This is a genomic window from Paenibacillus sp. 453mf, from assembly GCF_900116105.1.
Taxonomy (GTDB): Bacteria; Bacillota; Bacilli; order Paenibacillales; family Paenibacillaceae; genus Paenibacillus; species Paenibacillus provencensis.
The window spans coordinates 1409820-1435039 of the sequence record NZ_FPAC01000001.1; the positions used below are offsets into that span (position 1 = coordinate 1409820).

23 protein-coding genes are annotated in these 25220 nt (G+C 44.1%); 16 read left to right on the forward strand and 7 right to left on the reverse strand.

From position 1 onward, the window contains the following. The first annotated feature begins 11 nt into the window (after positions 1–11). From BM415_RS06730 to BM415_RS06750, 5 genes are all read left to right on the forward strand, one after another. Positions 12–1685: an ABC transporter substrate-binding protein gene (locus tag BM415_RS06730; RefSeq protein ID WP_091155986.1), complete on the forward strand. Its 1674-nt coding sequence runs from the start codon at positions 12–14 to the stop codon at positions 1683–1685. Between the two features lie 82 nt (positions 1686–1767). Continuing rightward, the gene (locus BM415_RS06735) at positions 1768–2733 is read left to right on the forward strand and encodes an ABC transporter permease (RefSeq protein ID WP_091155989.1); all 966 of its coding nucleotides are present in this window, start codon (positions 1768–1770) and stop codon (positions 2731–2733) included. Positions 2734–2735: 2 nt separating this feature from the next. Continuing rightward, positions 2736–3680, forward strand: coding sequence for a carbohydrate ABC transporter permease (locus BM415_RS06740; RefSeq protein WP_091155990.1), 945 nt, complete (start codon positions 2736–2738; stop codon positions 3678–3680). Continuing rightward, positions 3681–5237, forward strand: coding sequence for a glycoside hydrolase family 43 protein (locus BM415_RS06745; protein WP_091155992.1), 1557 nt, complete (start codon positions 3681–3683; stop codon positions 5235–5237). It begins immediately after the preceding gene. Then, entirely contained in the window at positions 5227–5493 is a 267-nt protein-coding gene (locus tag BM415_RS06750) for an endo-1,4-beta-xylanase (protein WP_091155995.1), read from the forward strand. Before BM415_RS06745 ends, BM415_RS06750 begins: the two co-directional genes overlap by 11 nt. A gap of 101 nt (positions 5494–5594) precedes the next feature. On the opposite strand, the gene BM415_RS06755 is transcribed toward BM415_RS06750, so the two are convergent. Then, the gene (locus BM415_RS06755) at positions 5595–6728 is read right to left on the reverse strand and encodes a family 8 glycosyl hydrolase (protein WP_091159105.1); all 1134 of its coding nucleotides are present in this window, start codon (positions 6726–6728) and stop codon (positions 5595–5597) included. Positions 6729–6983: 255 nt separating this feature from the next. Here BM415_RS06755 and BM415_RS06760 point away from each other — a divergent pair, with 255 nt between their 5' ends. Further along, positions 6984–8111 (forward strand): NAD(P)/FAD-dependent oxidoreductase, encoded by a 1128-nt coding sequence (locus BM415_RS06760; RefSeq protein WP_091155997.1) that lies wholly within the window; start codon positions 6984–6986, stop codon positions 8109–8111. Between the two features lie 66 nt (positions 8112–8177). Here BM415_RS06760 and BM415_RS06765 read toward each other — a convergent pair whose 3' ends face one another. Continuing rightward, positions 8178–9197, reverse strand: a complete 1020-nt coding sequence (locus BM415_RS06765; RefSeq protein WP_091155999.1) for an alpha/beta fold hydrolase — start codon at positions 9195–9197, stop codon at positions 8178–8180. A 143-nt stretch (positions 9198–9340) separates the two neighbouring features. On the opposite strand from BM415_RS06765, the gene BM415_RS06770 reads away from it, so the two are divergent. Beyond that, positions 9341–10252, forward strand: a complete 912-nt coding sequence (locus BM415_RS06770; protein WP_091156002.1) for a LysR family transcriptional regulator — start codon at positions 9341–9343, stop codon at positions 10250–10252. A 191-nt stretch (positions 10253–10443) separates the two neighbouring features. Here the strand turns inward: BM415_RS06770 and BM415_RS06775 are convergent, their stop codons facing one another. Beyond that, entirely contained in the window at positions 10444–11676 is a 1233-nt protein-coding gene (locus BM415_RS06775) for a cytochrome P450 (RefSeq protein WP_091156003.1), read from the reverse strand. 219 nt (positions 11677–11895) lie between these two features. On the opposite strand from BM415_RS06775, the gene BM415_RS06780 reads away from it, so the two are divergent. Continuing rightward, the gene (locus tag BM415_RS06780; protein ID WP_091156006.1) at positions 11896–12417 is read left to right on the forward strand and encodes a PadR family transcriptional regulator; all 522 of its coding nucleotides are present in this window, start codon (positions 11896–11898) and stop codon (positions 12415–12417) included. Positions 12418–12473: 56 nt separating this feature from the next. On the opposite strand, the gene BM415_RS06785 is transcribed toward BM415_RS06780, so the two are convergent. From BM415_RS06785 to BM415_RS06795, 3 genes are all read right to left on the reverse strand, one after another. Next, positions 12474–13079, reverse strand: a complete 606-nt coding sequence (locus BM415_RS06785; RefSeq protein ID WP_091156008.1) for a TetR/AcrR family transcriptional regulator — start codon at positions 13077–13079, stop codon at positions 12474–12476. Positions 13080–13096: 17 nt separating this feature from the next. Continuing rightward, complete coding sequence (locus BM415_RS06790; RefSeq protein WP_091156010.1) at positions 13097–13996, reverse strand: 3-hydroxyacyl-CoA dehydrogenase; 900 nt, start codon at positions 13994–13996, stop codon at positions 13097–13099. A gap of 326 nt (positions 13997–14322) precedes the next feature. After that, positions 14323–15087, reverse strand: coding sequence for a MerR family transcriptional regulator (locus BM415_RS06795; RefSeq protein WP_091156012.1), 765 nt, complete (start codon positions 15085–15087; stop codon positions 14323–14325). Between the two features lie 96 nt (positions 15088–15183). Between BM415_RS06795 and BM415_RS06800 the strand changes: the two genes are divergently transcribed. From BM415_RS06800 to BM415_RS06835, 8 genes are all read left to right on the forward strand, one after another. Then, complete coding sequence (locus tag BM415_RS06800) at positions 15184–15876, forward strand: CPBP family intramembrane glutamic endopeptidase (protein ID WP_244533170.1); 693 nt, start codon at positions 15184–15186, stop codon at positions 15874–15876. A gap of 144 nt (positions 15877–16020) precedes the next feature. After that, the gene (locus tag BM415_RS06805; protein WP_091156015.1) at positions 16021–18825 is read left to right on the forward strand and encodes a glycoside hydrolase family 2 TIM barrel-domain containing protein; all 2805 of its coding nucleotides are present in this window, start codon (positions 16021–16023) and stop codon (positions 18823–18825) included. 180 nt (positions 18826–19005) lie between these two features. Further along, a complete protein-coding gene (locus BM415_RS06810) occupies positions 19006–19449 on the forward strand; it encodes a hypothetical protein (RefSeq protein WP_091156016.1) in 444 nt (147 codons plus the stop codon). Positions 19450–19510: 61 nt separating this feature from the next. After that, positions 19511–19804, forward strand: coding sequence for an ArsR/SmtB family transcription factor (locus BM415_RS06815; protein ID WP_091156019.1), 294 nt, complete (start codon positions 19511–19513; stop codon positions 19802–19804). A gap of 131 nt (positions 19805–19935) precedes the next feature. Continuing rightward, positions 19936–20952, forward strand: a complete 1017-nt coding sequence (locus BM415_RS06820; protein ID WP_091156021.1) for an NADP-dependent oxidoreductase — start codon at positions 19936–19938, stop codon at positions 20950–20952. A gap of 319 nt (positions 20953–21271) precedes the next feature. Beyond that, entirely contained in the window at positions 21272–22723 is a 1452-nt protein-coding gene (locus BM415_RS06825; RefSeq protein WP_091156023.1) for an amino acid ABC transporter substrate-binding protein/permease, read from the forward strand. Beyond that, positions 22716–23444: an amino acid ABC transporter ATP-binding protein gene (locus tag BM415_RS06830; RefSeq protein WP_091156025.1), complete on the forward strand. Its 729-nt coding sequence runs from the start codon at positions 22716–22718 to the stop codon at positions 23442–23444. Before BM415_RS06825 ends, BM415_RS06830 begins: the two co-directional genes overlap by 8 nt. A gap of 225 nt (positions 23445–23669) precedes the next feature. Then, positions 23670–24854: an alanyl-tRNA editing protein gene (locus BM415_RS06835; protein ID WP_091156027.1), complete on the forward strand. Its 1185-nt coding sequence runs from the start codon at positions 23670–23672 to the stop codon at positions 24852–24854. Here the strand turns inward: BM415_RS06835 and BM415_RS24660 are convergent. Beyond that, complete coding sequence (locus tag BM415_RS24660; RefSeq protein ID WP_139236960.1) at positions 24832–25068, reverse strand: hypothetical protein; 237 nt, start codon at positions 25066–25068, stop codon at positions 24832–24834. The two genes, BM415_RS06835 and BM415_RS24660, sit on opposite strands and share 23 nt — an antisense overlap. Positions 25069–25220: the final 152 nt, after the last annotated feature.

Sequence of the window (25220 nt, forward strand, 5' to 3'; positions counted from 1 at the left end):
GGAGGTGCTTTATGGGGGAAAGTAAAAAGAAGTTTTTCCGCACGGGAGCAACACTGTTGTTGTCGCTGATCGTTGTGCTGGCAGGTTGTTCTGGCGGTGCTAATGAATCAGACAGCGGAGAAAAAGGAAGTGAAGTAGGGGTTGATGATCCGATAGAAATCTCGGTATTCCTGAGCGAGGCCGGACAACAGCCTACCGCTGACAACAAGATTTATAAGAAAATGAAGGAAGAGCTCGGCGTTTCATTTAAATTCGAATTTTTGGCTGGTGACAAAAACCAAAAACTCGGCGTAATGATTGCCGGTGGTGATTATCCTGATCTGATCTCAGCAGATACCAAACTAACAGCAGCTGGTTCGGTTATTCCGCTTGAAGATTTAATTGAGGAACACGCACCCAATTTGAAGAAGCATTACGAAAAGTACTGGAATCAAATGAAGGACCCAAACGATGGACATATCTACTACCTGCCTAACTACGGTGCATATAACGGTGAAGTGGCTGACACCTACTACAGTGGTCCCGCATTTTGGATTCAGAAAGAGGTGTTGAAGGAGTTTGGTTATCCGACACCCAAAACATTGGACGAATATTTCGACTTGATCGCAAGATACAAAGAGAAGTATCCAACCATTGATGGCCAGCCGACAATCGGTTTTGAGGTTCTAAACTATGATTGGAAGAACTGGGGCTTGCTGAATCCGCCACAGCATCTGATCGGTCATCCGAACGATGGTGGTGTGGTAGTAAAAGACGGTATTGCAGAGATTTTTGCTGACAAGGAATATGCCAAAGATTACTATCAGAAGCTAAATGAAATCAATGCACAAGGCTTACTTGATAAGGAAGCGTTTGCACAGAACTATGATCAGTACATGGCTAAATTGTCCAGTGGAGCAGTGCTTGGTATGTTTGATCAACACTGGAACTTTGGCAGCGCGGAAGATTCACTTGTAACGCAAGGTAAAATTGAGCGAACTTATGTAGGGTTCCCGCTGGTTTATGATAGTAGTATAAAAGACTATTACCGTGACCGCGCAGCGCTGAATCTGAATAATGGCTTCGGTATTACCGTGAGTGCCGAAGATCCAGTCAAAATCATCAAAGTGCTCGATAAACTTATGGAAGAAGAATGGCAGAAAATACTTACTTGGGGCATCGAGGGCGAGGACTATTATGTCAATGATGAAGGACGTTTCATGAAAACACAGGAGCAGCGTGACAACGCAGCTGATGCTACATGGAAGCTGGCCAACAAAGCGGACGCATTCTATGCAACTGCACCGAAGATTGAAGGATACTTCAGTGATGGTAATGCAACCTCGGCAAGTAATCAGCCAGAAGAATATCAAGCCAGTCTGAGACCGTTTGATAAAGAAGTTTTAGATGCTTATGGATTTAACAGCTATGTGGATTTCTTCAGTGATCCACCTGAGAATCCAATTTATTACCCGGCGTGGTCTGTTGACCTTGTTGAGGGTTCTCCAGCTAAGATTGCGAACACGAAGCTGAATGAATTGTCTACCAAATATTTGCCGAGGGCGATTTTGGCTGCCAGTACATCAGATTTCGAAAGTGTTTGGAATGAATACATTTCCCAAATTCAAAAGCTGGACATCCAATCTTATGAAGACCGCATCAATGAAGTTTTGAAGTGGAGAGTTGATAACTGGACTGTGGAGTAAAAGAAATATCGTCAGGAAGGAAGTACTTCTTCCTTCCTGATTTTTTGTACAATTATAAAGATGGATAGGGAGCTTGATATTTATGGAGGAAATTGTAGTAAGAACCGATCCACACAGCCCGAAGAAAAAACCGAAAATTAGGAAAATAACCTGGCAGAATATCAAAGCACAGAGGCAGCTTATATGGATGTCTGTTCCTCTGCTTGCATACATTATTACCTTTGCTTATGTGCCGATCTGGGGCTGGACGATGGCTTTCCAGGATTATAAGCCTGCAAGAAGCTTTTCACAGCAAACCTGGGTAGGATTTAAGCATTTTGAATTTTTGTTTACAGATGATAATTTCTTGCGCGTGCTTAGAAATACGCTCGCCATGAGTATTATAAACTTGATTTTAGGTTTTGTTACTGCCATTATTTTGGCACTCCTTCTAAATGAGATCAAAAAGGTCATATGGAAGCGGACAGTACAGACAATCTCATATTTACCCCATTTCTTATCATGGATTATCGTTACTGGCATCGTCGCAACATCGCTCGCTTCGGATGGCATTGTCAACGATATATTAATGAAGCTGAACTTAATAAAGGAACCAATTCTATGGCTGACGGAAGGAAAGTATTTCTGGGGTGTCGTTGCGGGTTCACATATCTGGAAAGAAGTCGGCTGGAACACAATTATTTATTTGGCAGCCATCGCATCCATTGATCCGGCGCTGTATGAAGCATCCGATATTGATGGAGCGAATCGATACCAAAAAATGTGGAACATTACTTTGCCGGGAATTAAGCCTACCATTGTCATTCTGCTGATTATGCAAACGGGGCATATTCTTGAAGCAGGCTTCGAGGTTCAGTATTTGCTAGGCAACGGATTGGTTGTTGACTGGTCTGAAACGATTGACATCTTCGTACTCAAATATGGGATTGCGCAGGGCAACTATTCATTGGCTACTGCAGGAGGAATATTTAAGACCGTAGTCAGCATTACAATCTTGCTCTTAGCGAATTGGACCGCCAAGCGGCTTGGGGAAGAGAGGCTGTTATAATCATGAAAAAAACACCATTGTCAGGAAATTTTGAATCACTATCTGTCCGACGTCCGGGTAGCAGGGGCATTGAACCGCTCCTGTTCAACACTTTTAATACTATCTTTATGATTATGTTGGTAATGGTGACATTGTACCCGTTCTTGAACACGATTGTTGTCTCATTTAATGCTGGAAATGACACGATCCGAGGAGGACTATATTTATGGCCCCGTGAGTTCACTCTGCAGAATTACAAAGCAGTATTTGCGTCAGGTACAATTTACAACGCTTTTATAATTTCTGTTGCACGAACGGTTCTTTCCACTGTGCTTAATATTTTCTTAACCTCTATGCTGGCTTATACGCTGAGTCGCCGCGAGTATATTTTCCGCAAGCCAATTACGACCATCTTTGTGCTGACAATGTATTTCAATGCAGGGCTTATCCCAGGATACTTCTTGATTAAGGACCTGAATTTGATCAATTCCTTCTGGGTGTATGTCTTACCTTCGCTGATCAGTGCATTCAACTTGATTGTTATTCGTACTTATATATACACGATCCCTGAAAGCTTGATTGAATCAGCGAAAATAGATGGTGCGGGAGACTTTAAGATTTTCTGGAGAATTATCTTCCCGCTGTGTAAGCCGGTACTCGCGACCATTGCACTCTTCGTCGCAGTTGGCGCTTGGAACTCCTGGTTTGATGCTTTTCTCTATACGTCCTCTGTTCAAGAGCTGAGCACTCTCCAATATGAATTAATGAAGCTGTTGTCCTCAAGCATGAATGCCAACAGTAATCCTTCAGTAGCCAATGGTATAGGAATGGAGAATTCAACGCAGGTAACGCCAATTTCCATTCGGGCTGCAATTACGATTGTTGCTTCTTTACCGATTTTGTTCGTATATCCTTTTATGCAAAAATACTTTGTCGTTGGACTTAATGTTGGGAGTGTCAAGGAATAAATGCCACATCATCAATCACAAACATTACGCTATGCCAATCCGATCCTTCCCGGATTTTATCCGGATCCAAGTATCGTGAAGGCGGATGATTATTTTTATCTTGTTTGTAGTTCGTTCGAGTATTTCCCCGGAGTACCCATTTTTCGAAGCCGGGATCTCATTCATTGGGAACAAATTGGTAACGTATTAGACCGAGTCAGCCAGCTTGATTTGACCGATCGGAAGAGCTCGGACGGGATCTATGCCCCTGCACTGCGTTACAATGAAGGCACATTTTATATGATTACGACAGATGTGAGAGGTATCGGCAACTTCTGCGTTACGGCAAAGAACCCTGCTGGACCGTGGTCTGACCCTATCCGTATTCCTTATGGCGGAATTGATCCATCCTTGTTTTTTGATGATGATGGTAAAGTGTATGTTACCGCCCAACAAGGCGCGGGTTACGATTCACATGCCATTCAGTACGAGATCGACATTGAAACGGGGGACGCGCTCTCCGAACCACAAGTCGTCTGGCATGGGGATGGTGGACCATGGACCGAAGGTCCGCATTTGTACAAAATTAATGGGTTGTATTATATGATGTCTGCTTCCGGTGGAACAGCCAAGGAGCACCGTGAAATTATCGGCAGAAGCAATGATCCCTACGGCCCATTCGAACGCTATCCTGAGCCCATTCTTACCCACCGTAATTTGGATCATCCCATCCAGTACCTTGGACATGCTGACCTGGTGGAGGATCATCAGGGTGACTGGTGGGCCGTATTCCTTGGGGTTCGATTGACCGAGGATGGTTACAGTGTGCTTGGACGGGAAACGTTCCTTGCACCGGTCGTTTGGAATGATGGCTGGCCGCACATTGATAACAATGAAGGAACGGTAAGTCTGGATATGATCGTTCAGCGCTTGCCGATGACAGTGCCTACCATACCAGAGAACCATGCAGCAAACGTTCAGAGCCGGGAAGACTTTAATGAAGAGCTAGGCTCACACTGGATGTTCGTGCGCAACCCAACAACGGGTGCTTGTACTCTTTCGGAAAAGCCAGGGTTCCTGACACTCTATGGCCAAAAGGCAAGTCTTAGCGACGTTGGTCAAATTTCTTTTGTTGGGCGAAGGCAGCAGCATCTTCAGGCCATCTTTAGAGCTTCTATGTCGTTCGTTCCGGTCGCCGATGGTGAAGAGGCAGGGCTGTGCATTCGTAGGGATGAGGATGCGCACTATGAGCTCGGTGTAAGACAGTCTGAAGGTCGCAAAGTGATTTTTGCCCGATTGACGGTACGTGGAGAGTCAAAATTCGTGCATGAGAGTGAGACTGAAGAGGAGCAGCTAGTACTCCAAATTAAGTCAACAGAAAAGGAATACCAATTAGCCTGTTCGGTAGATGGAAGTAACTGGATGAGCTTGGGTACAGGCTCTGCTCGAGCTATATCTCCGGAGGATTTTGTGCATAAGATGTGCTTCACCGGCGCGGTAATCGGGCTATATGCCACCGGTAATGGGCAGGTAAGCCGTTCCCCTGCACACTTTGACTGGTTCGAGTATGGGATCTAGCTCACAGGCATTTAGTCGTACAGTTGTAGAGCATTTCGGGAATCGTGTCGTTTCCTGGGACGTTGTGAATGAGGCAATGAGCGACAATCCACAGAACCCTGTCGACTGGGAAAATGCACTGCGCAAGTGGTTATGGTATAACGCGATCGGTCCGGATTTCGTAGACAGCAAAACGATTATACGTGCGGACTTAATCATCAATGGAAGTTTGTTGCCGTCAGCAATTAAAACTTGTGCATTAAGAGGACTTCCCTGAATCGATGTTCAGGGAAGTCCTCTTTTCGCTTTATTATTACGTTTTATTCATTTGAAATAGATAAGGCCGTTAACTAGTTGAACTAATTCCCACGCTCATTGTCAATATATACGATATCTGCCGCTTAAGGCTAGAAGACTGAAGAAATATAGGCAATTATCATAATAACGACGCTCACCCTGACGCAGAGGAGTGTTCCAAAATTGGCGGACGAATAGGTCAGCATGCGGTCCGTCAGCAGCCAGTGATGCCATGGCATTGGTAGCAAGCAGACCTATAGGATGTAATGACGGTTCATCGAAGGGCTGTCCTTCAATGGTATATCGACGATAATCGGACACATCAATGTCGCTGAAGAAGGACTGAATCCGATTGGATTGTTCAACCTGCCACTGATCTTTGCGAAACCATTCCCAGTCCAATGCTATGTTCGCTGCAACCCGGTAGGCATCACTGTAGAAATGCCTAAAATCACCATGAGGTTGAATCGGAGCTGGTGAACCGTCATAGTTTGCATATTCAGGTGAAAGCCCGGTTAAGGGATGACAGGCTGTATGCAGGTAAGCTCGGCTTGCCGCCGCTGCTTCTTTCCAGAAGGGTCGATCACTTTCATCAGCATATAATGCAAATAGTTCATAGAAGTGAGGAAGGTGATAGGAGGGATCGGTGAATAACGATTCCGGTACAAACTTGATTAGTCGGGTATGTGGATCCCACATCGGATCACCATCTCCATCTTCACCTTGATGAACGCAAGCTCGAAGGATCTTTCTTGCTTGTACCTTGTAATCATAAGGAGCCACGCCATCACTCCAGCGGTTTGAGGCAAAAAACAGAGCCATGGCAAAAAACTCCTCGCCATCAGGTGCAGGTCCTTGTGACAGGCGGGTTCCGTCAGGCTTGCAATGCCACGCAAAATAATCCTTGTATCGCCCCTCAGTATGCTGCATATACGTGTGAGAGAAATTCCAGAGTCGATCGAATTCTTCTTTTTTGTCCATCTGTACTGCCATCATCATGCCATAGGACATGCCTTCAGAGCGAATATCGAGATTGCCGGTATCAAGTATATAGCCTTTGTCCCCATCCACAGGATAATAGATTCGTGTGTTCTCATCTCCATAAAACAGTTCGTTCCATGTATCCTCAAGCTTCATATTAATTTGCTGTTTGTCATAACCCAGCTTTTGAAACAGATTGGTATATGTACCTGTATCGTATGCGCCTTGACTCATAATCTTCACTGTATTCCTCCTTTGTATAGTTTGTTCATCCAATTATATCATGGCTGAAGTATATAAATTAAAGCGATTACATTAAAAATTACAGGTATTCTCGTTATTACATTACTAGATCAATTGATAATGCAAGCTGTGAAGGGTGTACATGATATCTTCAGCACCGGTTGGAAGTTATAAGCTGCAGGACACTTAGACTTTCTTCGTACATTCGATATAATGGAGACATTGGTTTATGAAAGGAATGTAAGCATGAAGAAAGTCATCGTCGTAGGAGCAGGAATATTAGGCGCTTCCACCGCTTATCAATTAGCGAAGCTGGGAGCAGAGGTCTTGATTGTAGATCGCAAAGATGAAGGGCAGGCCACCGATGCTGCTGCAGGCATTATATGCCCATGGTTATCACAGAGACGTAATCAAGCCTGGTACCAGTTAGCGAAAGGCGGGGCCCGTTATTATCCAGAACTTATTGATAGTTTAAAAAAAGAGGGAGAGACCGAAACAGGTTATGCTGCAGTAGGCGTTCTAAGCATTCATACGGATTTAGAGAAGATTAGCAAAATGGAGGAGCGTGCGCAGTCACGGAAGGGCGATGCCCCCGAAATCGGTGATGTTACGATCAAAAATGATACGGAGACTCAGGAGCTCTTTCCACTGCTTGCAGAAGGATATCAATCCGTTTATGTCAGCGGGGGAGCCAGAGTCGATGGACGAGCGCTGCGTGATGCGCTTCTTCGATCAGCGGAGCGGAACGGGGCTACACTTATTCGCGGAGGCGCCGTTCTGGAGTATGAATCAAATCGTGTAACAGGGGTTTCCGTTGATCAGACAAGTTACTCTGCCGATGAAGTCATTGTATGTGCCGGAGCATGGGCGAATTCCTTATTTGAACCACTAGGGATTCAATTTAAAGTAAGCTACCAAAAAGCTCAGATTATGCACTTACGGGTTTCGGAATATCAAGATACCGGTGCTTGGCCAGTCGTCATGCCGCCAACGGATCAGTACCTGCTGTCCTTTGATGAGCAAAAAATAGTGATTGGTGCTACACATGAGAACGATATAGAGGGCTATGATACCAGGGTGACTGCCGGAGGTATGCAGGAAATACTGAACAAAGGGCTGGAGCTCGCGCCTGATCTCGTCAATAGTACGGTTCTGGAGGTAAGAGTTGGATTTCGTCCGTTTACACCCGGCTTTCTTCCTGTCATCGGTACGGTACCAGGCTGGGATGGCTTAATCACTGCAAACGGTCTCGGTGCCTCTGGCCTTACGATGGGCCCATATATCGGGAACCAGCTTGCGAAGCTGGCACTTGGAATGGAGCTGGACATCGACCTTCAGCACTATGATGTTCGTAAAGCGATGGGGGAGAGCTAGACGAGGACAGCCTAATTTCTCAATCAAGTGGAGAGAAATTAGGCTATTTCTATTACTTACGATTATTTATCTGTTTGGATTAAGTGATAACATGCGTTTTAAATTGACATCTATAAAATTATTATCGACATTGTTAATTCCACGACCGGCAAAATGGCCCCAGATCGATTCAATGGGATTAAGTACTGCATTGGGTATAAGCATAGCCTCGTATTCGTTCTCGTCCGAAGTGCAAAAGAGATCGGTACTCCCTGGCATGACGTAGGCTAGTGCTTTAATGTTTCGAAGCGCCTCATCGAAATCTCCTTTATAGAAAGGATTTACACTAATATCTGCATTTTGGCCTGTCCATAACATAGCGAGAACATTGTGTGGATCCATCTTCATAAAGCTATCTTCCCAAACGCCAACCACAAATTCTTCTAATGAATCAAATCCCAGATCACGATACAGTTCCTCTCTGTAATACGTCTGTGATAGGCCCCATCCGGCATAAACACGTCCAACAGTGCGCATGTGTGCAGAGGTCAGCTGGTTTATTTTATTTGGATCGAAGCCTATCGCAGCCATGAGCGCCGCCCTCATTCCGTCAAGGACCACATACGCTTGCGGCCAAGTCTTTGCAGCTCCGCAGAAAGGTGCAATTCGTTCCACCATGTCGGGGTAACTAGCTGCCCATTGAAATGACTGGATGCCGCCCATGGACCATCCAACTACGAGTGCAATTTTTTGAATGCCGAATTTTTCAGTGACCAGCCGATATTGGAATTTAACGTTGTCGTAGATGGTGACTTGTGGAAAATGACCCCGGTCGAAAGGGGGAAGTGTGTTACTTGGAGACGAAGACAATCCGTTTCCCAGCAGATTTGGAATAATAATAAAATATTTCTGTGGATCTAGTGCCATGTCATTTCCAATTAACCATTCATTCTGATAATGTTGGTCACCAAAAGCTGTAGGATAGACAATAACATTATCTTTCTTCTCGTTCAATGTCCCATAAGTCTTATAAGCAAGAAAAGCGTTTGGTAGTGTCACTCCTGATTGCAAAGTAACGTTACCCAGATCAAAAACTTCGTAATCCATTGTATTACTGCTCCCTTCATCTTGAACCCTTAAATTACAAATGCATTTGTTGTTGTTAGTATAGGGCTATGGTAATCTCAATAAAAGTGAACAAAATTCAAAGCAGTATTCAATAATATTGAAAGTAAAGTGGGGGCTGGAGGATGGAATTACGTCAACTGAATACGTTTCGCACGGTTGCATCAACTTTAAATTTCAGTCGGGCTGCGGAGGTTCTGAATTATGTTCCCTCCAACGTCACGATGCAGATCAAAGCATTGGAGGATGAGCTTGGGGTTCGTCTATTTGACCGATTGGGCAAACAACTCATGCTCACAACAGCGGGTATGCGCTTCCTAACTCATGTTCAAAGTATTTTAGACAAATTGGATGAAGCTAGGAGTGACGTTCATGAAAATGAAAATCTAATAAGCGGCACACTGACGATAAGCGCCAACGAGGTTCTGTGCGCCTACCGGCTTCCCACTGTTTTTCAGCAATTTCGTTCGCGCTATCCAGGAGTACGTCTCATCTTCCGCTCTGTTCCTAATCAGGAACTTAAGCAAACGCTCTTTGAGGGAACTGCGGATGTCGTTTTTATGCTGGATGAAACCATTCTCTCAACGGGGCTAACAGTGGAACCGCTGCTGGAAGAAACTTTCCGCTTTTTCGTCGCCCCTGACCATCCTCTCGCGGAACGAAGTGTACTACACCTGGAAGATTTTCACGGAGAAGTATTCCTGGTCAATGAAAAAGGCTGTACCTATCGCACCATGTTTGACCGTTCGTTTGAGAAAAAGGGGATTGATGATATTACCTATTTGGAGTTTCAAAATGCCGAAGCCATTAAACAATGTGCAATGGCGAGAATCGGCATTGCCTTTCTTCCCGAAATAACAGTGGAAGCCGAAGTTGAACGGGGTGAACTTGTTGCTCTTCCATGGCAAATTCCGGACTTGCACGTATATACTCATATGGCATGGCATAAAGACAAGTGGCTTTCTCCCATCATATTATCTTTCATAGAAACAGCAAGGGAAGTTATAGCTATAGAGGAGGGGAATAAAACGTATTAGTTAGTAAACTTAAAATATGTACATTCCTACTGAGAGCGGGAAGGGCTGATAAGCTTGCTTCTTCACTATCTCAGAATCTGTTAACTTTTTTGGATCGTCCTAGTGCGGACCCGCATATTAGTTGATGTGAGAGGAGGGGTGGTGCCCCTCCTACTTGATTATTAGATTGCATGAGCAGACAGAGAATAGGCTTATTTTTTGTATACCCGTACCGGCAGTGATGATAGCATTTTGCCTGCAGCGGACGGCGTCAGATTCGCTTCAAGATTGAAGCCTGGAATCGGTTCGATGCGGGCAAACTTATCCATGAACATGCTGATCCCTGTATTGGCTTCCAGTCTCGCCAGCGGTGCGCCAAGACAGAAGTGAGGTCCATTGCCAAAGGTTAAATGCTGCTTGTTGTTCGGTCTATGAATATTTAAAGTGAACGGATCTTCGAATACTTCACCATCCATATTGGCAGCACTCATCCAGGCAACCACAACATCCCCTTCTTTCATCTCGACACCAAGCAGATTATTATCGACTTTGACCGTGCGGTCCATCTTCGCGATGTTGAACCGGTAGCGCAGCATTTCCTCAACCGTATTGGGAAGCAGCTCCCGTTTCTCTCGTACTTCTGCATAAATCTTATCGTTATCATAAAGGAAGGAATAGAACGTATTGGCTAGTAGATGACTCGTCGTTTCAATGCCCGCACCCAGAATAAACATGGTTGTCCTTACAATGTCATCATCGGATAATTGATCTCCGTCTACTTCGGCCCGGATCAAATCAGATATGATATCATCTGACAAGTTGGCTCTTTTTTGTACCACATATGGATACAGATAGGAATAATATTCAACGGCGGCTTTGCGTTTACGTTCATTTACCGTATCTTGATTCTCTTTGGGCATCGGAAGAAACAGATCATAAACCCATTGTTGAAATAACATTCGGTCTTTGGAAGGGACGCCTAGCAGATCCGCAATGACAATCGTAGGCAGGGCACTAGCAAAATCGTCGACAATATCAATAACGGGCTTGTCCTCCATAGAGTCAATCAACTCGCTTACAATTTCCTTGATTCGTGGCTCCCATAGCTTCAAACTGCGTGGCGTAAAAGCGGCAGCGAGCAAGGAGCGGCTCTTTTTGTGTTCAGGAGGATCTGTCATCAGATTGAATTTCCCGGAGTGCTTGCCTTCATCGACATCAGCGCCAACACTGATGGTCGTACGTACTCTGACGCTAGAGAAATGCTCATAATCACTAAGTACTCTCTTTACATCGTTATAACGGAATACATTCCACGTATTGGTCGCCTCATTATAGCTGACAGGATCGTTCATAAGCTTGTCCTTATACCAAGCATAAGGGCTGAATTCCTCTGATGACGACTTAAATTCGGTAATTTCCTCCAAGGATATAATTTCATTGTTCACTATTAATCCCTCCAGTCATTCAAATAGATATTTTATTGAATTGATTTAACTATGTTAGTTTAACATATATAAAAATGACGAAACACATGCGAACGACCCATGACCATAAGACCCTATCTCAGTTTTTTGTCGAATATGGGATTGAAGATGAAGCGGGTAATTGGTAAGCTTACAATACATTTGAGCACCAAGATACTAAACTATATAAGAGGTAACATTATGTACATAGAGCTGCTTATACTTATCCAGATTGAGGACTCACCTAAGCATGGTTATGAGATCAAGAAGGAAATCCAGAAGGATTTAGGATATTTGACCGATGTGAACAACAACATGCTGTATCCTGCACTACGAAAGTTTACGGAAGAAGGACTGGTCACGAAACGAATAAATGAACAGAGTGGAGGGCCTACTCAGTATATATATGAAATAACAGAGAATGGGAAGAGACGAATAACGGAGCTGGTCAATGCATTTACGGAGAGAGATGCGAGGCATCATTCGGAATTCTTGATCAGAGTGTCTTTATTCCGGTATATTTCACAGGATAAACGGCTGCGTATATTAAATATGAGAATGAAGGACCTTGAACAGCTCTTATTAAATCTAGAGGAAAGACTTGAGCAGCCTAACATTGATTATTACCGGGATCAAGTGTTGAAGGTATCTATCTCCAAGTTAAAGACGGAAATGAGCTGGATTAACAAATTAATTGAAACAGTAGGTAGAGAAGAAGAGTGAACTAATCTAAACATTCGTATTTTCTGTGTCAATCGATACAAGCAAAAGGCACGCATCTACTGCGTGCCTTTATTAATTCGTATGCCTTTAAGAATATATCCAATGGCTTGCTCCGAAGCTTCTTCTGGCGAATAATTCTTTACTATTGGATTTAGAAACGGATTGCTTAATGAGAATATCAAGGTTCCCATTACAAAATTAATGGTCATTTCTAATGACTCATATTCAACAATTCCGTTCTCCTTACAAGCCGTCAGAATCTGTCGAAGCTCATTCCATGAGGGGAGGAAAACATCGGTCATCAGATCGAGTCTCGGACTCTTCAAGAAGAGCTCTTGCTGAAGAATAGTGATCAGTTCGTGCTCCTCGTACCTGAATAAGACAAAGGATCTGCAAAAATCAGTCAGAGCAGCTAATGGCTTCGACAAGTCATATAGATGGTTCTGGGTTGTCTCCCTAATCGGATCAAACAAGGCGAAGAACACCTTCTCCTTACCGCCAAAATGATAGGACACGAGGGCCAGCGAAACGCCTGCTTCTTCACAGATTTGCCTGACCGTCGTCGCTTCATATCCTTGAGATGAGAACAGCTTCTTGGCTGCTTTTAGGATTTGCTCTTTCACATTTTTATTTTTTCCCTGGTCATCCTTCGCAAGGCTCATCAGATAATATACTCCTTTTAGCTTTTAAGGAAATCGGGATGCTCATAGCTTGGATTGGGATACTTGTAGAAGCCTTCTCCGGTTGCAACGCCAAGCTTGCCTTTGTCGATATATTCAGTCTTCAGCAGTTGAGCCACTTTTTCCAAAGTGGGATTACTCGTAGCCTTTGCTTTCGCAAGAACGATGTTATAGGCCGTATTTAGTCCAACCACGTCAAGAATCGCAAAAGGTCCTTTCGGTGCGCCCGTACCGACCATCCAGGTTTTGTCGATTGTTTCCGGATCTGCAATCTCTTTAACCAACAGGAGCTCAGCTGCATCTAACAATGGAACAAGAAGTGAGTTGAGTATGTAGCCGGGCTGCTCCTTATGAAGCGGAAGGGCCACCATGCCGATGGCACGAGCAAATGCAATCACATCCTCGAACACCTTTTCATCTGTACCAGGATGCTTCATAATCTCTGCTGTATTGTTCTTCCAGATCTCATTAGCGAAGTGAAGGGCGAGAAACTGACCTGGACGACCCGTTACTTCGGCAAACTGACTAGGCAGCAGAGTAGAAGAATTGGATGCAAAGATGGTATGTGCAGGTGCAGCTTCACCGAGTTTCTTGTAGAAATCCGTCTTAATCGGCACAATCTCTGGGATGGCTTCAATGACCAGGTCCGCGCTTGAAACGGCTGCACTGAGATCTGAGTTAAAGGATAAACGTTCGTAAGCAGCATCAACCTCCTGTTGACTCGCTCCCAAATCCTCCTGATAACGAGCTTTGAGCTTCGAGATCCGCTCCTTTGCTTTATCCAGGGCTTCATCATTAATATCATATACGGTTACTTGAAATCCATGGAATGCCGTTTGATAAGCAATTTGACTCCCTAATACACCACTGCCCGCTACACTAATATTTTTGTAGTTCATCTGAATCTCTCCTTCTAAGTTCATTCTAATTGGTTGATGGGACACATTATTTGAACATGTGTTTTGAACAAACGTTCAAATATATTGCATGGTTCTAAACTACTACTCTGTTCACAATTTGTCAACATTTATCGTGCTTCACTGTGATGAATTTAACTGGGAATACAACGCAAAAATCCAGAGGTAAACTTAATTTACCCTGGACTTCACGATTATAGTTATGCAGCATTTTATGTATAACATTTAGATTCATGAGTGCTGCTATTTTTTGGAATATGGTGTCGTTAAGTTAATAGCTATAGTCGATTGATTATTCTTTATGGAGACTATATAAAATTCTTGGTTTCATAATAAATAATTGCCTGCTCCATAAAAATGATCATTTCCTCTTTGATCGGATACAGATTTAGATCCGATGAAGCTTCCTCCGATCTCCTTGCTTCCCAGAACTTATCGGCAAGCTCCTTATTACCTTGAAACATTTCGTCAGATAGCAGAAGAGTATCCTCGGCAATGATTTGAGCATCGCGTGAACTTGGGGATTTATTCTCCTCCAGACAAATTTCGATTCGCTTAATCAAGTTAATCCATTTCGTCATATGAACAGGATCGTTCTCCATTTTTGGCAATTGATCTGTAAGAATAGTTTGTTCATCCGCTGTGAACCACCCCTCCATCACCTGTTTTTTTCTTCGTTTACGTTCCTCAGCTTCCTGTTCATTTGACAATAGTGGAAGCAGGAGGTCCCATTTGATCTCTGTTTGCAGCTTGGTCATGTTCATCAGCGTGTTCGTGTAATCGAGCGCCTGCTGTAAACGCTCAATATCATATTTAAGCTGGTCTCTATGAACATGCAGCGTTTTTTCGATGGATAGTTGATTAATCAATTTCTTGATATCTTCGAGGGACATAGATGCAGACTTAAGCAGTAATACTTTTTCAAGCAGCAGCAAGTTTTCTGGTGTGTAGTGGCGTTTGCCATTTTCGTCTTTGTATGATGGCTGTACTAGCTCAATCTGATCATAATAACGAAGGGTGCGTAAAGATACATTTAGCTTTTTTGACACCATACCTGTTGATAAATAATTCATTATGTAATTCCCCCCACATAAAAAAAGCTTGCAGGTTACGTAACGTCACCAATTAAGCTGAATTTAACACACTAAAAGTCCTAGGGGGAGTTTATTTTGAAAAAAGAAGCATTGGCATCTATGGAGTGGTCATTTAAGGAACTCGGTCTATTACTCTTTCTTGTCCTGGTTATTGTTCCTGTCACCATTGAGTATTTACTGCAAGACTTGCTATATGAATGGTTTCAAGACAGCTTATATTCTGGCACCTTAACCGGTCTGATCATGGCGATCATTTTTATAGCAGGCGTGTATTTCATTGCGCTTAAGCCTCATGGATTACAATGGGCTGACATTGGATTACAGTCTTTTTCCAATAGGTATTGGGGATTCATCGTGTTATTGTTGTTCGCATTAATTGCCTCAAGCATTCTCATATTGATCGTGATGGATCTATTACATATAGGTACAGAGAACAGCAAAACTGAAAGCCTTCAGCAGAATATGAGCTGGTTTACTTTAATGATCGGATTTGTCTCTGCGGCGATTGTATCACCGGTGTATGAAGAAATCTTTTATCGCGGATTTCTATACAAATGGTTTCGAGTTCAATGGGGAGTTAGCGCCGGATTAATTCTTAGCTCGATCGTCTTTACCATTGTTCATATTCCTACGTACAACACTTTACCCGTCAATTTTATATCCGGAGTCATTTGTGCATGGTGCTATGAGAAGACGGGATCGATTGTTCCTGCCATGATTGTTCATGGAGGGTTTAATGGGTTGGCTGTTATACTAACCGCGTTGTAGTCTGAATTGAAGTTTAAAAAATGTATAGTTTCAGCTTCATAATTTATCAATTGGATTCTGAAACCTTATAAATGAAGCGTTATCATGATAGAATTGCATGTATTACATAGTTACAGAATGTTTGGAGAGGGGGAATAGAAATCAATGCTGAACAGAATGAATTTAGAAGGGGCTTGGAGTCTGCAGCTGGATGAGCAGAAGCACGGGCTTCAGCTGCCATTTGAGGATAGCATCACACTGCCGAATACGACATCCCATGCGAGGAAAGGGAAGAAGAATACAGAGGTCAAAATCGGGTCATTAACCGATGAATATGCATTTGAAGGTTTTGCTTGGTTTGCGAGAGAGGTTGAAGTTCCAGAGGAGCTTCAGGACAAGCCATGTTTTCTATTCTTGGAGCGAACACGTGTCACTACGGTATGGGTGGATGGAGAAGAGATGGGGACACAGAACAGTCTAAACACTCCGCACGTATATGATCTAACGGGTACCCTAAGCGAAGGGAAGCACACAATTACGATCCGTGTGGACAATACGAATTACCCGACCAAGGGTGGACATATGACTTCCGAGGATACACAGACCAACTGGAACGGAATTACGGGGCGAGTAGATCTTCAATTTTACAGTCACGATTATCTAGAGAACATTCAAACCTATACCGATCCGGTGAAAAAGACAGTTACGCTCACAGCCCATCTTAACGGCAGATGGGATGCAGCACAGCTTCACATTTCGGCATGCAGCTCTAACACGGATATCAAGCATACGGTGAAGGAGCAAACATTTCAGTTAAGCTCGAATAACGTATCTGTCACTTATGAAATGGGTGAAGATGCGCAGCTGTGGAGTGATCTGAAGCCTAATTTGTACGAGCTGAAGGTTGAGCTGAAAGCGGTTAGCGGAGAGGTGCTGGATTCTCATAACGTCTTGATCGGACTTCGGGAATTCAGAGCAGATGGAGATAAGTTTACAATCAACGGTAATAAAACATTTCTTCGCGGCAAGCATGATGGCTTGATCTTTCCGCTTACTGGCTACGCCCCAACGGATGTAGAGGAATGGCTGCGTATTATGACGACATCGAAATCGTATGGAATCAATCATTATCGCTTCCATACGTGCTGTCCACCGGAAGCCGCCTTTATCGCTGCAGATATGCTGGGCATTTATATGGAGCCTGAGCTTCCGTTCTGGGGGACGATTACAGATGAGACACATGAACAGCATAATCAAGCGGAGCAGGATTATTTGATTCGTGAAGGGTATGCGATACTCCGTGAGTTCGGTAATCATCCGTCATTTGTGATGATGTCGCTGGGTAATGAGCTGTGGGGGAGCAAAGAGAGATTAAATGACATTTTGAAGCAGTATAAGGCCTACGATTCACGCCATTTGTATACGGAAGGTTCAAACAATTTTCAATTTGTACCTGTAATTCTGGAGGAAGATGACTTTTACTGTGGTGTACGCTTTTCCAAAGAACGCTTGTTCCGTGGCTCCTATGCCATGTGTGATGCTCCACTTGGACATGTTCAAACTGACTTCCCCGGCACGATGAAGGATTATGATGAACAGATCTGGCCGTCTGCAAAGCTTGATGATGGGGACAAGGAATCTGGTAATCAGTCGATCCAAATTCAATATGGAACCGAGATGCGTACTGTACAAGCTGAGACAGCAGAAGAGCAGCTGATCCCTCGCATTCCAGTCATTTCTCATGAGATCGGGCAATATGCAACCTATCCGAATTTTAAGGAGATCGAGAAGTACACAGGACCGCTCAAGGCGAAGAACTTTGAAGTATTCCGTACTCGTCTCGAAGCCAAGGGGTTAGGACATTTGGCCGAAGCTTATTTTGAGAACTCTGGAAAATTGGCCGTTGCCTGCTATAAGGAGGAACTAGAAGCCGCATTCCGGACCAAGAAGCTTGCAGGCTTTCAATTGCTCGATTTACAGGATTTCAGTGGACAAGGAACAGCTCTCGTCGGGGTTCTGGACGCCTTCATGGATTCCAAGGGACTTGTAACGCCCGAAGAGTGGAGGACATTTTGCTCGGATGCTGTTCTGTTGGCCCGTTTTGACCGCTATAATTATGAAGCCGGAGAGTCTTTTGAAGCTGATATCCAGCTGAGTTATTATAGGACTGACTCTTTAAATGGTAAGACGCTAAAATGGGAATTAATAAATAATGGAGATGTATTAGTCGAAGGAGAAATGGAAGTTTCGGTTGGACAAGATTTGAATTATATAAATATCGGCTCTATTCACACACAGCTGCCAAGCGTAACTTCTATGACTCAAGTCGTGCTGAAGCTCTCCATAGCAGGGACTGATATTTATAAGAACTATGATCTTTGGATATACCCGGTTCATCAAGAACTAGACTGGACAGGGACTCATTTGTTCCGAGAGCTTAATGATCAGGCAAAAGAGCTGCTTGAGCGTGGGGAAGATATTTTACTCCTTCCAGATCCGGCGTCATTGACTCATTCCATTGAAGGTACCTACAGTACAGACTTCTGGTGTTACCCTATGTTCCGTTCCATTTCAGAGAGTATGAATAAGCCTACGCCTGTTGGAACGATGGGATTATATATTGATAATAAGCATCCCGTGTTTGAGTCTTTCCCTACGGAGACACATTCCACCTATCCATGGTGGAGCATTGTCATGAATTCCAGGTCCATCGTATTGGACGATACGGTGCCGAAGCTCCAGCCCATCGTACAAACCATCGACAATTTCGAACGTAATCATAAGCTCAGCTTGCTGTTTGAAGCTCGTGTATTAAATGGCCGAGTTGTCGTCGGAACCTTTGATGATAAGGAGATCGCTCATACACCGGAAGGAAAACAATTCTTGAATAGCATCCTTCAGTATGTAAAAAGTGATGACTATCATCCGCAAATTCAATTACAATATGATGAGCTTGCAAGATTGCTGTAAGATTTACGAATTATTTCTTAATTTACATTCTATATCGATATGATCAAGGAATGAAGCCGCTCAAGCAGTGGCTTTATTTCTATTTATCCTTCTTTGCCTGTATTAATTGCTCATGTGCCTGACTCATAATCTCTCAAATTGAATAATCTATTAATATATCAAAATAGAGGTGATGTGATCATGAGCAGCCGATTGGTAGACATGAGAATTGCACAGGATAGTACTGTCGATGTGCCTGGTTTCACGTTAACTTCTTCAATGGGAGGATATGTATTTGGTAACATTGGATTACAGACCACATCGGTATCACCCCAAGAAGCCGGATATGTTAGAGTCATGTTAAACGCTTACTTGAGGCTGGCAGCACCCGGACCCAATGGACCTTTTACATCGGATGTTACCTTTCGAATTTACCGAAACGGAACACTCATATTTACAACTGTCAATCCAGGAACAGGGGACATAAATGAGATACGTTATGAAATGGTTGGCATTACTGCCGTCGATTTTCCCCCAGTGCAAGATGTACTAGCTGGTCAAATACAATATATCATCGTCGTTTCGACAACCCGGGATGCTACATTAGGTGCCCGTTCATTTGCTGGAACTGCAGTAGTGGGTTAAGGGAGAGGCATCTTATTTGGTTTCATTGACAAAGATAAGGTTTAATAGGTAAGATAGTTCTATGACTATCAAACTATTGACGATGGATGATGAGAAGAGAGCGCGAATATTCAAGGCATTAGCTGAGAAGAAACGCATCGAGATTGTCCGTTACTTGCTCGATCGTCCTCAATTCAATAGCTGTGGAGAGATTGGAAGGACGCTTGGCATGGACAAATCCAACGTAACCTATCATCTGAAAATTATGAATGATGCTGAGCTGATTAAAGTCGTTAGAGAAGGACAGAATAAGAAGATACATTTAGTAAAGGATATGTTTAATACGGCAGTACCGGGTTTCTTGGATAGCCTGTAAGGCAGAAGAGAAACCCTTTAATTTGGAGTTATAGTTTGAAAGTTTTAAAACTTTACATTTCCCGTATCTTTTTCACGCCCGGAGTTTAACGAACACTGGCTACAATACTTAAGAAATGAGTGATATTCATTATGATGAACCGAAAGATCTTACTCCATTCAAGACCCCAAGGAATGCCGACAGAAGAAACATTTAAATTCGAAGAAGCACCTATACAAGAGCCAGCACAAGGTCAAGTGTTGGTTAAATCCATTTATTTGTCCGTGGATCCTTACATGCGCGGGCGAATGAATGATTCCAAATCCTATGTTCCCCCATATCCACTTGGAGAAGTGATTACAGGCGGAGTTGTTGGAGAAGTCATTGATTCACGATCCGATAAATTCAGCAAAGGTGATAAGGTATTAGGCATGCTTGGATGGCAGCTATATAATGTAGTGGAGGCAGACAAGCTGCAACAGATTGATGAGAAAATCGCGCCATTATCTGCGTATCTTAGTGTCATTGGCATGACAGGCTTGACGGCTTATTTTGGACTAATGGATATTGGTCGTCCCAAGGAAGGTGAGACGGTGGTCGTGTCTGGGGCAGCTGGAGCGGTCGGCTCCATTGTCGGACAAATTGCCAAAATCCAAGGAGCACATGTTGTCGGCATTGCAGGCTCGGATGAGAAAACATCCTGGCTCACGAAGGAGCTTGGATTTGATGCGGCTATTAACTATAAGACCACGTCTGATTTGAAAAAAGATCTTCAGCAGGCGTGCCCTAATGGGGTCGATGTGTACTTTGATAATGTTGGCGGCGATATTTCCGATGCGGTGATGACGGAGCTGAACGATTATGCACGTATTCCGCTATGCGGTGCCATCTCTGCATATAATGAAGAAGAAGGCGGCGATGTAGGACCACGTATTCTGACGAAGCTCATCAAGACACGCTCCATGATCAAAGGCTTTGTACTCGGGGATTATGCAGATCGCTTGCCTGAGGGAGCCAAAATGTTAGGACAATGGTTAGCAGAAGGTAAGCTCAAATATGAAGAAACGATCTTCGAAGGCTTCGACCGTGTTCCTGAAGCATTCCTGGAGCTGTTCCAGGGCACGAATATCGGCAAGATGCTTGTAAAAGTAGATACAGCTGAGAATTAAGACAGGAGAAAATTCGAGTCATCTTTACTGCTTAAGTGAGCAGTGGAGATGGCTTTTTTTGTGAGAATACTTCTGATTGAAGAATTATAACTGCGTTGTTAGTTGAAAGATGGTTCGGACTTTAAGATGGTGACCAAGCTGAATTGAATCGAATGCACAGGAGAGACGAATAATAACTGTACAAAAATTCATCGAATGATTATTTTCATGAGGCCAATAAAATTGTATAATAATCGTTACGTCTGTTAAAAAAGGAGTACGAGCTCCTTCCGTAAATCAGGTGTAACTATGAAAAAGAAGACCGTCAAGAGGAGGACATATGAAAACAACAAAGGTCTCATTTTTTATTCTGACGCTGGTGCTGCTTCTAGTAACTGGCTTGTCCGGATGGGCGGGAGGTGCTTCAGCACAGTCGAATTCCGGAAAAACCTATGTGATTGGAACAGATATTACATTTGCCCCGTTTGAATTCCAAGATGTAAACGGTGAATTTGTCGGTATCGACATAGATCTGTTAGATGCGATCGCGAAGGATCAAAATTTCCAGTACGAAATTAAACCGTTAGGGTTTAATGCGGCAGTTCAAGCGCTTGAGTCGAATCAAGTCGACGGCGTTATTGCCGGTATGAGTATTACGGATGAGAGAAAACAGAAATTTGATTTCTCAGATTCCTATTTTGAATCCGGGGTTGTTATGGGTGTTGGTGCAAATAACGATACCATTCAGAGCTACGAAGATCTTAGAGGACAGAAAGTAGCTGTTAAGACCGGTACGGAAGGATACAGCTTCGCCGAGTCTATTTCTGAACAGTACGGCTTCAGTATTGTACCATTTGATGATTCCTCACAGATGTATGATGATGTAAAGACAGGCAACTCTGTTGCTACTTTTGAAGACTACCCGGTACTGGCTTATGGGGTAACTCAAAACAACGGTTTGAAGATTGTAACGGATAAGGAAGAGGGCGGTTCCTACGGTTTTGCGGTTAGCAAAGGGCAAAATCAAGAGCTGCTGCAAAAGTTTAATGCCGGACTCACGAACCTTAAAGCGAGCGGAGAGTATGATCAGATTCTCGCCAAATATCTGGGTGAAGGCGAAGGGGTACCTGCTCCAACCTTAAGTCGCGGCGAACTGATTCTGCAGTCAATCCCACCGTTGTTAAAAGGTCTTGGACAAACGCTGATCTATACGATCGTATCCTTGTTCATTGCGTTTATTCTTGGATTGATCTTCGGACTCATGAAAGTCGGACAAAATAAAGCTTTGCGATTCATCGCAACGGTGTTCGTTGATTTATTCCGTGGTATACCACTTATCGTACTTGCCTTCTTTATTTACTTTGGTATTCCGCAGGCGTTTGGCTTTACAATGCCGCTGTACCTGGCTGCCATTCTGACACTTAGCTTGAATGCAGGTGCTTATGTAACAGAGATCATCCGCGGCGGGATTCAATCCATTGATCAAGGCCAAATGGAAGCTGCGCGTTCGCTTGGGCTGCCTTATCGCACATCGATGATGAAGATTGTCATTCCACAAGCGATTCGTGTTATGATTCCTTCGTTTATCAATCAGCTGGTTATTACACTCAAGGATACGTCGATTCTATCCGCGATTGGACTTGTCGAATTGACTCAATCAGGTAAAATCATTATCGCGAGAACCTTTGCTTCCTTTGATATCTGGTTGATCGTTGCGATCATGTATCTGGTTGTTATCACCATACTCACTAAAATTGCAAGCTCGCTGGAGGTGAAACGTAGTCGTGGGTAAAGTTCGTGTTGAAGGCTTGAAGAAAAGCTATGGCTCAAATGAAGTACTTAAGAACATTGATATGTCCGTCAACGAAGGTGAGGTTGTGTGTGTCATCGGTCCTTCCGGGTCAGGAAAGAGTACGCTCTTACGCTGCATCAACAAGCTCGAAGAAATTACGGCTGGACATGTAGTAGTAGACGATCAGGATCTTAGTGATCCCAAAACAGATATAAATAAAGCTCGAGAAAATATCGGTATGGTGTTCCAGCATTTTAATCTTTTTCCGCATTTTAATGTGATGAAGAACATCATGTTTGCTCCGATGGAGCTTGGTAAGATGAATGAGCAACAGGCACGTGAGACGGCTACACGCTTACTGCAACGTGTCGGTCTGTCCGATAAAGCGGGTGCTTATCCAGCCGAATTATCAGGTGGTCAGAAGCAGCGGGTAGCGATTGCCCGCGCGCTTGCGATGAATCCGGATGTCATGCTGTTCGATGAACCGACTTCGGCGCTTGACCCTGAGATGGTGGGTGAAGTACTTGGCGTTATGAAGGACCTTGCTCGTGAAGGCATGACGATGATGATCGTTACTCATGAGATGGGCTTCGCACGTGAGGTTGCCGACCGGGTCATCTTCATGGATGGCGGTTATATTATAGAAGAGGGTACCCCGGAGGAAGTATTCGGTAATCCGAAGCATGAGCGTACGATCAGCTTCTTGCAGAAAGTGCTCTAATAAATATTAAGATCCTTCGAGTCTTGGCAGCAATACCGCCAAGTGCTCGAAGGTTTTTTTATGGACAGCGGCAGACCTTGCTTCACGAATACCTTAATTGAAGGAAGGCGTGTATAATTAAACAAGCATGCTGCGGCTTGCGGATACATAGCACAGCTTCGGAGTATCCCTTACCCCTGGACTGTGGTAATAAATAACGATCGACAGAAGAAAGGAACCGCCTATATGACGAAGAAGCTTTACTATGACTCCCCTTATCTGACGCAATGGGAGACTCGTATAATACATACATGGCAGCAAGACGACTGCTATTATGTTGAACTGGAAGAAACGGCATTTTATCCCCATGGGGGAGGGCAGCCATGTGACATCGGGACAATACAGGGGATTCCGGTGCTGGATGTTGCTACCCATGGAGATCAGATTGTACACCAGGTTGAAGCCTTGCCGGAATCCAAAGAGGTCAGCTGCATAATTGATTGGGACGTTCGGTTTGATCATATGCAGCAGCACAGTGCTCAGCATCTGTTATCCGCTGTATGCCTTGAGCTCTATGAATGCCCTACGCTAAGCTTTCATCTGGGAGTGGATTATTGCACGATTGATGTGGAAGCAGCTGAGCTGAGTAGAGACCAATTAAGCTCCATTGAGCAGGAAGCGAACCGTCATATCTACAAGAATCATCCTATTCATACCTATTGGGTGACCGAAGAGGAAGCGGCAAGGATCAAGCTTGTAAAGCAGCCCAAAGTGAAGGAGAACATCCGCATTGTAGAGATGAAGGATGTCGAATATAATGCCTGCGGCGGAACTCACGTATCCTCGACCGGTGAGATCGGAATGATCAAGCTGCTTAAGACAGAGAAGCAAAAAGGCAATATCCGAATTTATTTCATATCCGGCTATCGGGCTCTGAAGGAATTCAATATGTATGGGCAGATCATCAGCACTTTATCCTCCCGATTTAAATCAGGTAAGGAAGAGCTTACTGACCGTCTAATCCAGCTGGAGAACGAACATAAGCAGGTGCAGGCTGAGCTGGCTGTTCTTAAGGATCAGAATGATGACTATATGGCTCAGCAAATGATTCAGGATTTGGCAGATAAGGTTATTCATCACGTCTTCCCGGACAAGACACTTAAGGATCTGCAGAACCTGGCCAATAAAATAGCCGCGATGACGGAGCTGCCGGTTCTCCTTGCTTCAGTATCTGAGAACAAGGTCGTCCTCTGTCAGAACAAAGAAGCATCACCTTCCTGTGGGAAATTCTTCAAGGCTCACTTGGCAGGCTTCAACGGAAAAGGCGGCGGAAGTGACCTCATGGCACAAGCTGGGTTTACTAGCTGGGATGATGCAGCCGCATTCTATCATTTTGCTTCTCAAGAACTCACTGACCAGGGAGAAATCTAGCACTGTGCTGCTCAACTGCGTCAATTGCACATGCGTTTCTTTGCAGCCACACCGGACAATGGCGGCCGGGAATGAACTGCGTAGTGACTTGCGGCCCAGAGATTATGCTGCCATCTTCCGCGCTCCGGGCCTGTGCCCGGTAGTATTGATGGGCAGCGGTCTCGGCAGCGTTCCCATGGGTGATATCACCCGGGCAGCGAACGACTCGGTGCAAACCGTCGTACCCGCAAAATTACAGATCGAAACACTTGCCGTGCCTCTCGTCGATGTCGAGAAGACCTGGAACGAGAACACTGGAAAATCACGGGTTGTCTTTGTCTTGAATTGATACCGAGCGCCGAAACGATCAACGTAGGCGTTGTTGTG

What these genes read in the sequence shown, in the direction of transcription:
- BM415_RS06795 (WP_091156012.1), bottom strand. Translation starts at nt 15,087, where the DNA reads ATGAATTATTTATCAACAGGTATGGTGTCAAAAAAGCTAAATGTATCT.
- BM415_RS06785 (WP_091156008.1), bottom strand. Translation starts at nt 13,079, where the DNA reads ATGAGCCTTGCGAAGGATGACCAGGGAAAAAATAAAAATGTGAAAGAG.
- BM415_RS06805 (WP_091156015.1), top strand. Translation starts at nt 16,021, where the DNA reads ATGCTGAACAGAATGAATTTAGAAGGGGCTTGGAGTCTGCAGCTGGAT.
- BM415_RS06735 (WP_091155989.1), top strand. Translation starts at nt 1,768, where the DNA reads ATGGAGGAAATTGTAGTAAGAACCGATCCACACAGCCCGAAGAAAAAA.
- BM415_RS06730 (WP_091155986.1), top strand. Translation starts at nt 12, where the DNA reads ATGGGGGAAAGTAAAAAGAAGTTTTTCCGCACGGGAGCAACACTGTTG.
- BM415_RS06820 (WP_091156021.1), top strand. Translation starts at nt 19,936, where the DNA reads ATGATGAACCGAAAGATCTTACTCCATTCAAGACCCCAAGGAATGCCG.
- BM415_RS06770 (WP_091156002.1), top strand. Translation starts at nt 9,341, where the DNA reads ATGGAATTACGTCAACTGAATACGTTTCGCACGGTTGCATCAACTTTA.
- BM415_RS06790 (WP_091156010.1), bottom strand. Translation starts at nt 13,996, where the DNA reads ATGAACTACAAAAATATTAGTGTAGCGGGCAGTGGTGTATTAGGGAGT.
- BM415_RS06760 (WP_091155997.1), top strand. Translation starts at nt 6,984, where the DNA reads ATGAAGAAAGTCATCGTCGTAGGAGCAGGAATATTAGGCGCTTCCACC.
- BM415_RS06835 (WP_091156027.1), top strand. Translation starts at nt 23,670, where the DNA reads ATGACGAAGAAGCTTTACTATGACTCCCCTTATCTGACGCAATGGGAG.
- BM415_RS06740 (WP_091155990.1), top strand. Translation starts at nt 2,736, where the DNA reads ATGAAAAAAACACCATTGTCAGGAAATTTTGAATCACTATCTGTCCGA.
- BM415_RS06825 (WP_091156023.1), top strand. Translation starts at nt 21,272, where the DNA reads ATGAAAACAACAAAGGTCTCATTTTTTATTCTGACGCTGGTGCTGCTT.
- BM415_RS06810 (WP_091156016.1), top strand. Translation starts at nt 19,006, where the DNA reads ATGAGCAGCCGATTGGTAGACATGAGAATTGCACAGGATAGTACTGTC.
- BM415_RS06745 (WP_091155992.1), top strand. Translation starts at nt 3,681, where the DNA reads ATGCCACATCATCAATCACAAACATTACGCTATGCCAATCCGATCCTT.
- BM415_RS06780 (WP_091156006.1), top strand. Translation starts at nt 11,896, where the DNA reads ATGTACATAGAGCTGCTTATACTTATCCAGATTGAGGACTCACCTAAG.
- BM415_RS06750 (WP_091155995.1), top strand. Translation starts at nt 5,227, where the DNA reads ATGGGATCTAGCTCACAGGCATTTAGTCGTACAGTTGTAGAGCATTTC.
- BM415_RS06755 (WP_091159105.1), bottom strand. Translation starts at nt 6,728, where the DNA reads ATGAGTCAAGGCGCATACGATACAGGTACATATACCAATCTGTTTCAA.
- BM415_RS06815 (WP_091156019.1), top strand. Translation starts at nt 19,511, where the DNA reads ATGACTATCAAACTATTGACGATGGATGATGAGAAGAGAGCGCGAATA.
- BM415_RS06765 (WP_091155999.1), bottom strand. Translation starts at nt 9,197, where the DNA reads ATGGATTACGAAGTTTTTGATCTGGGTAACGTTACTTTGCAATCAGGA.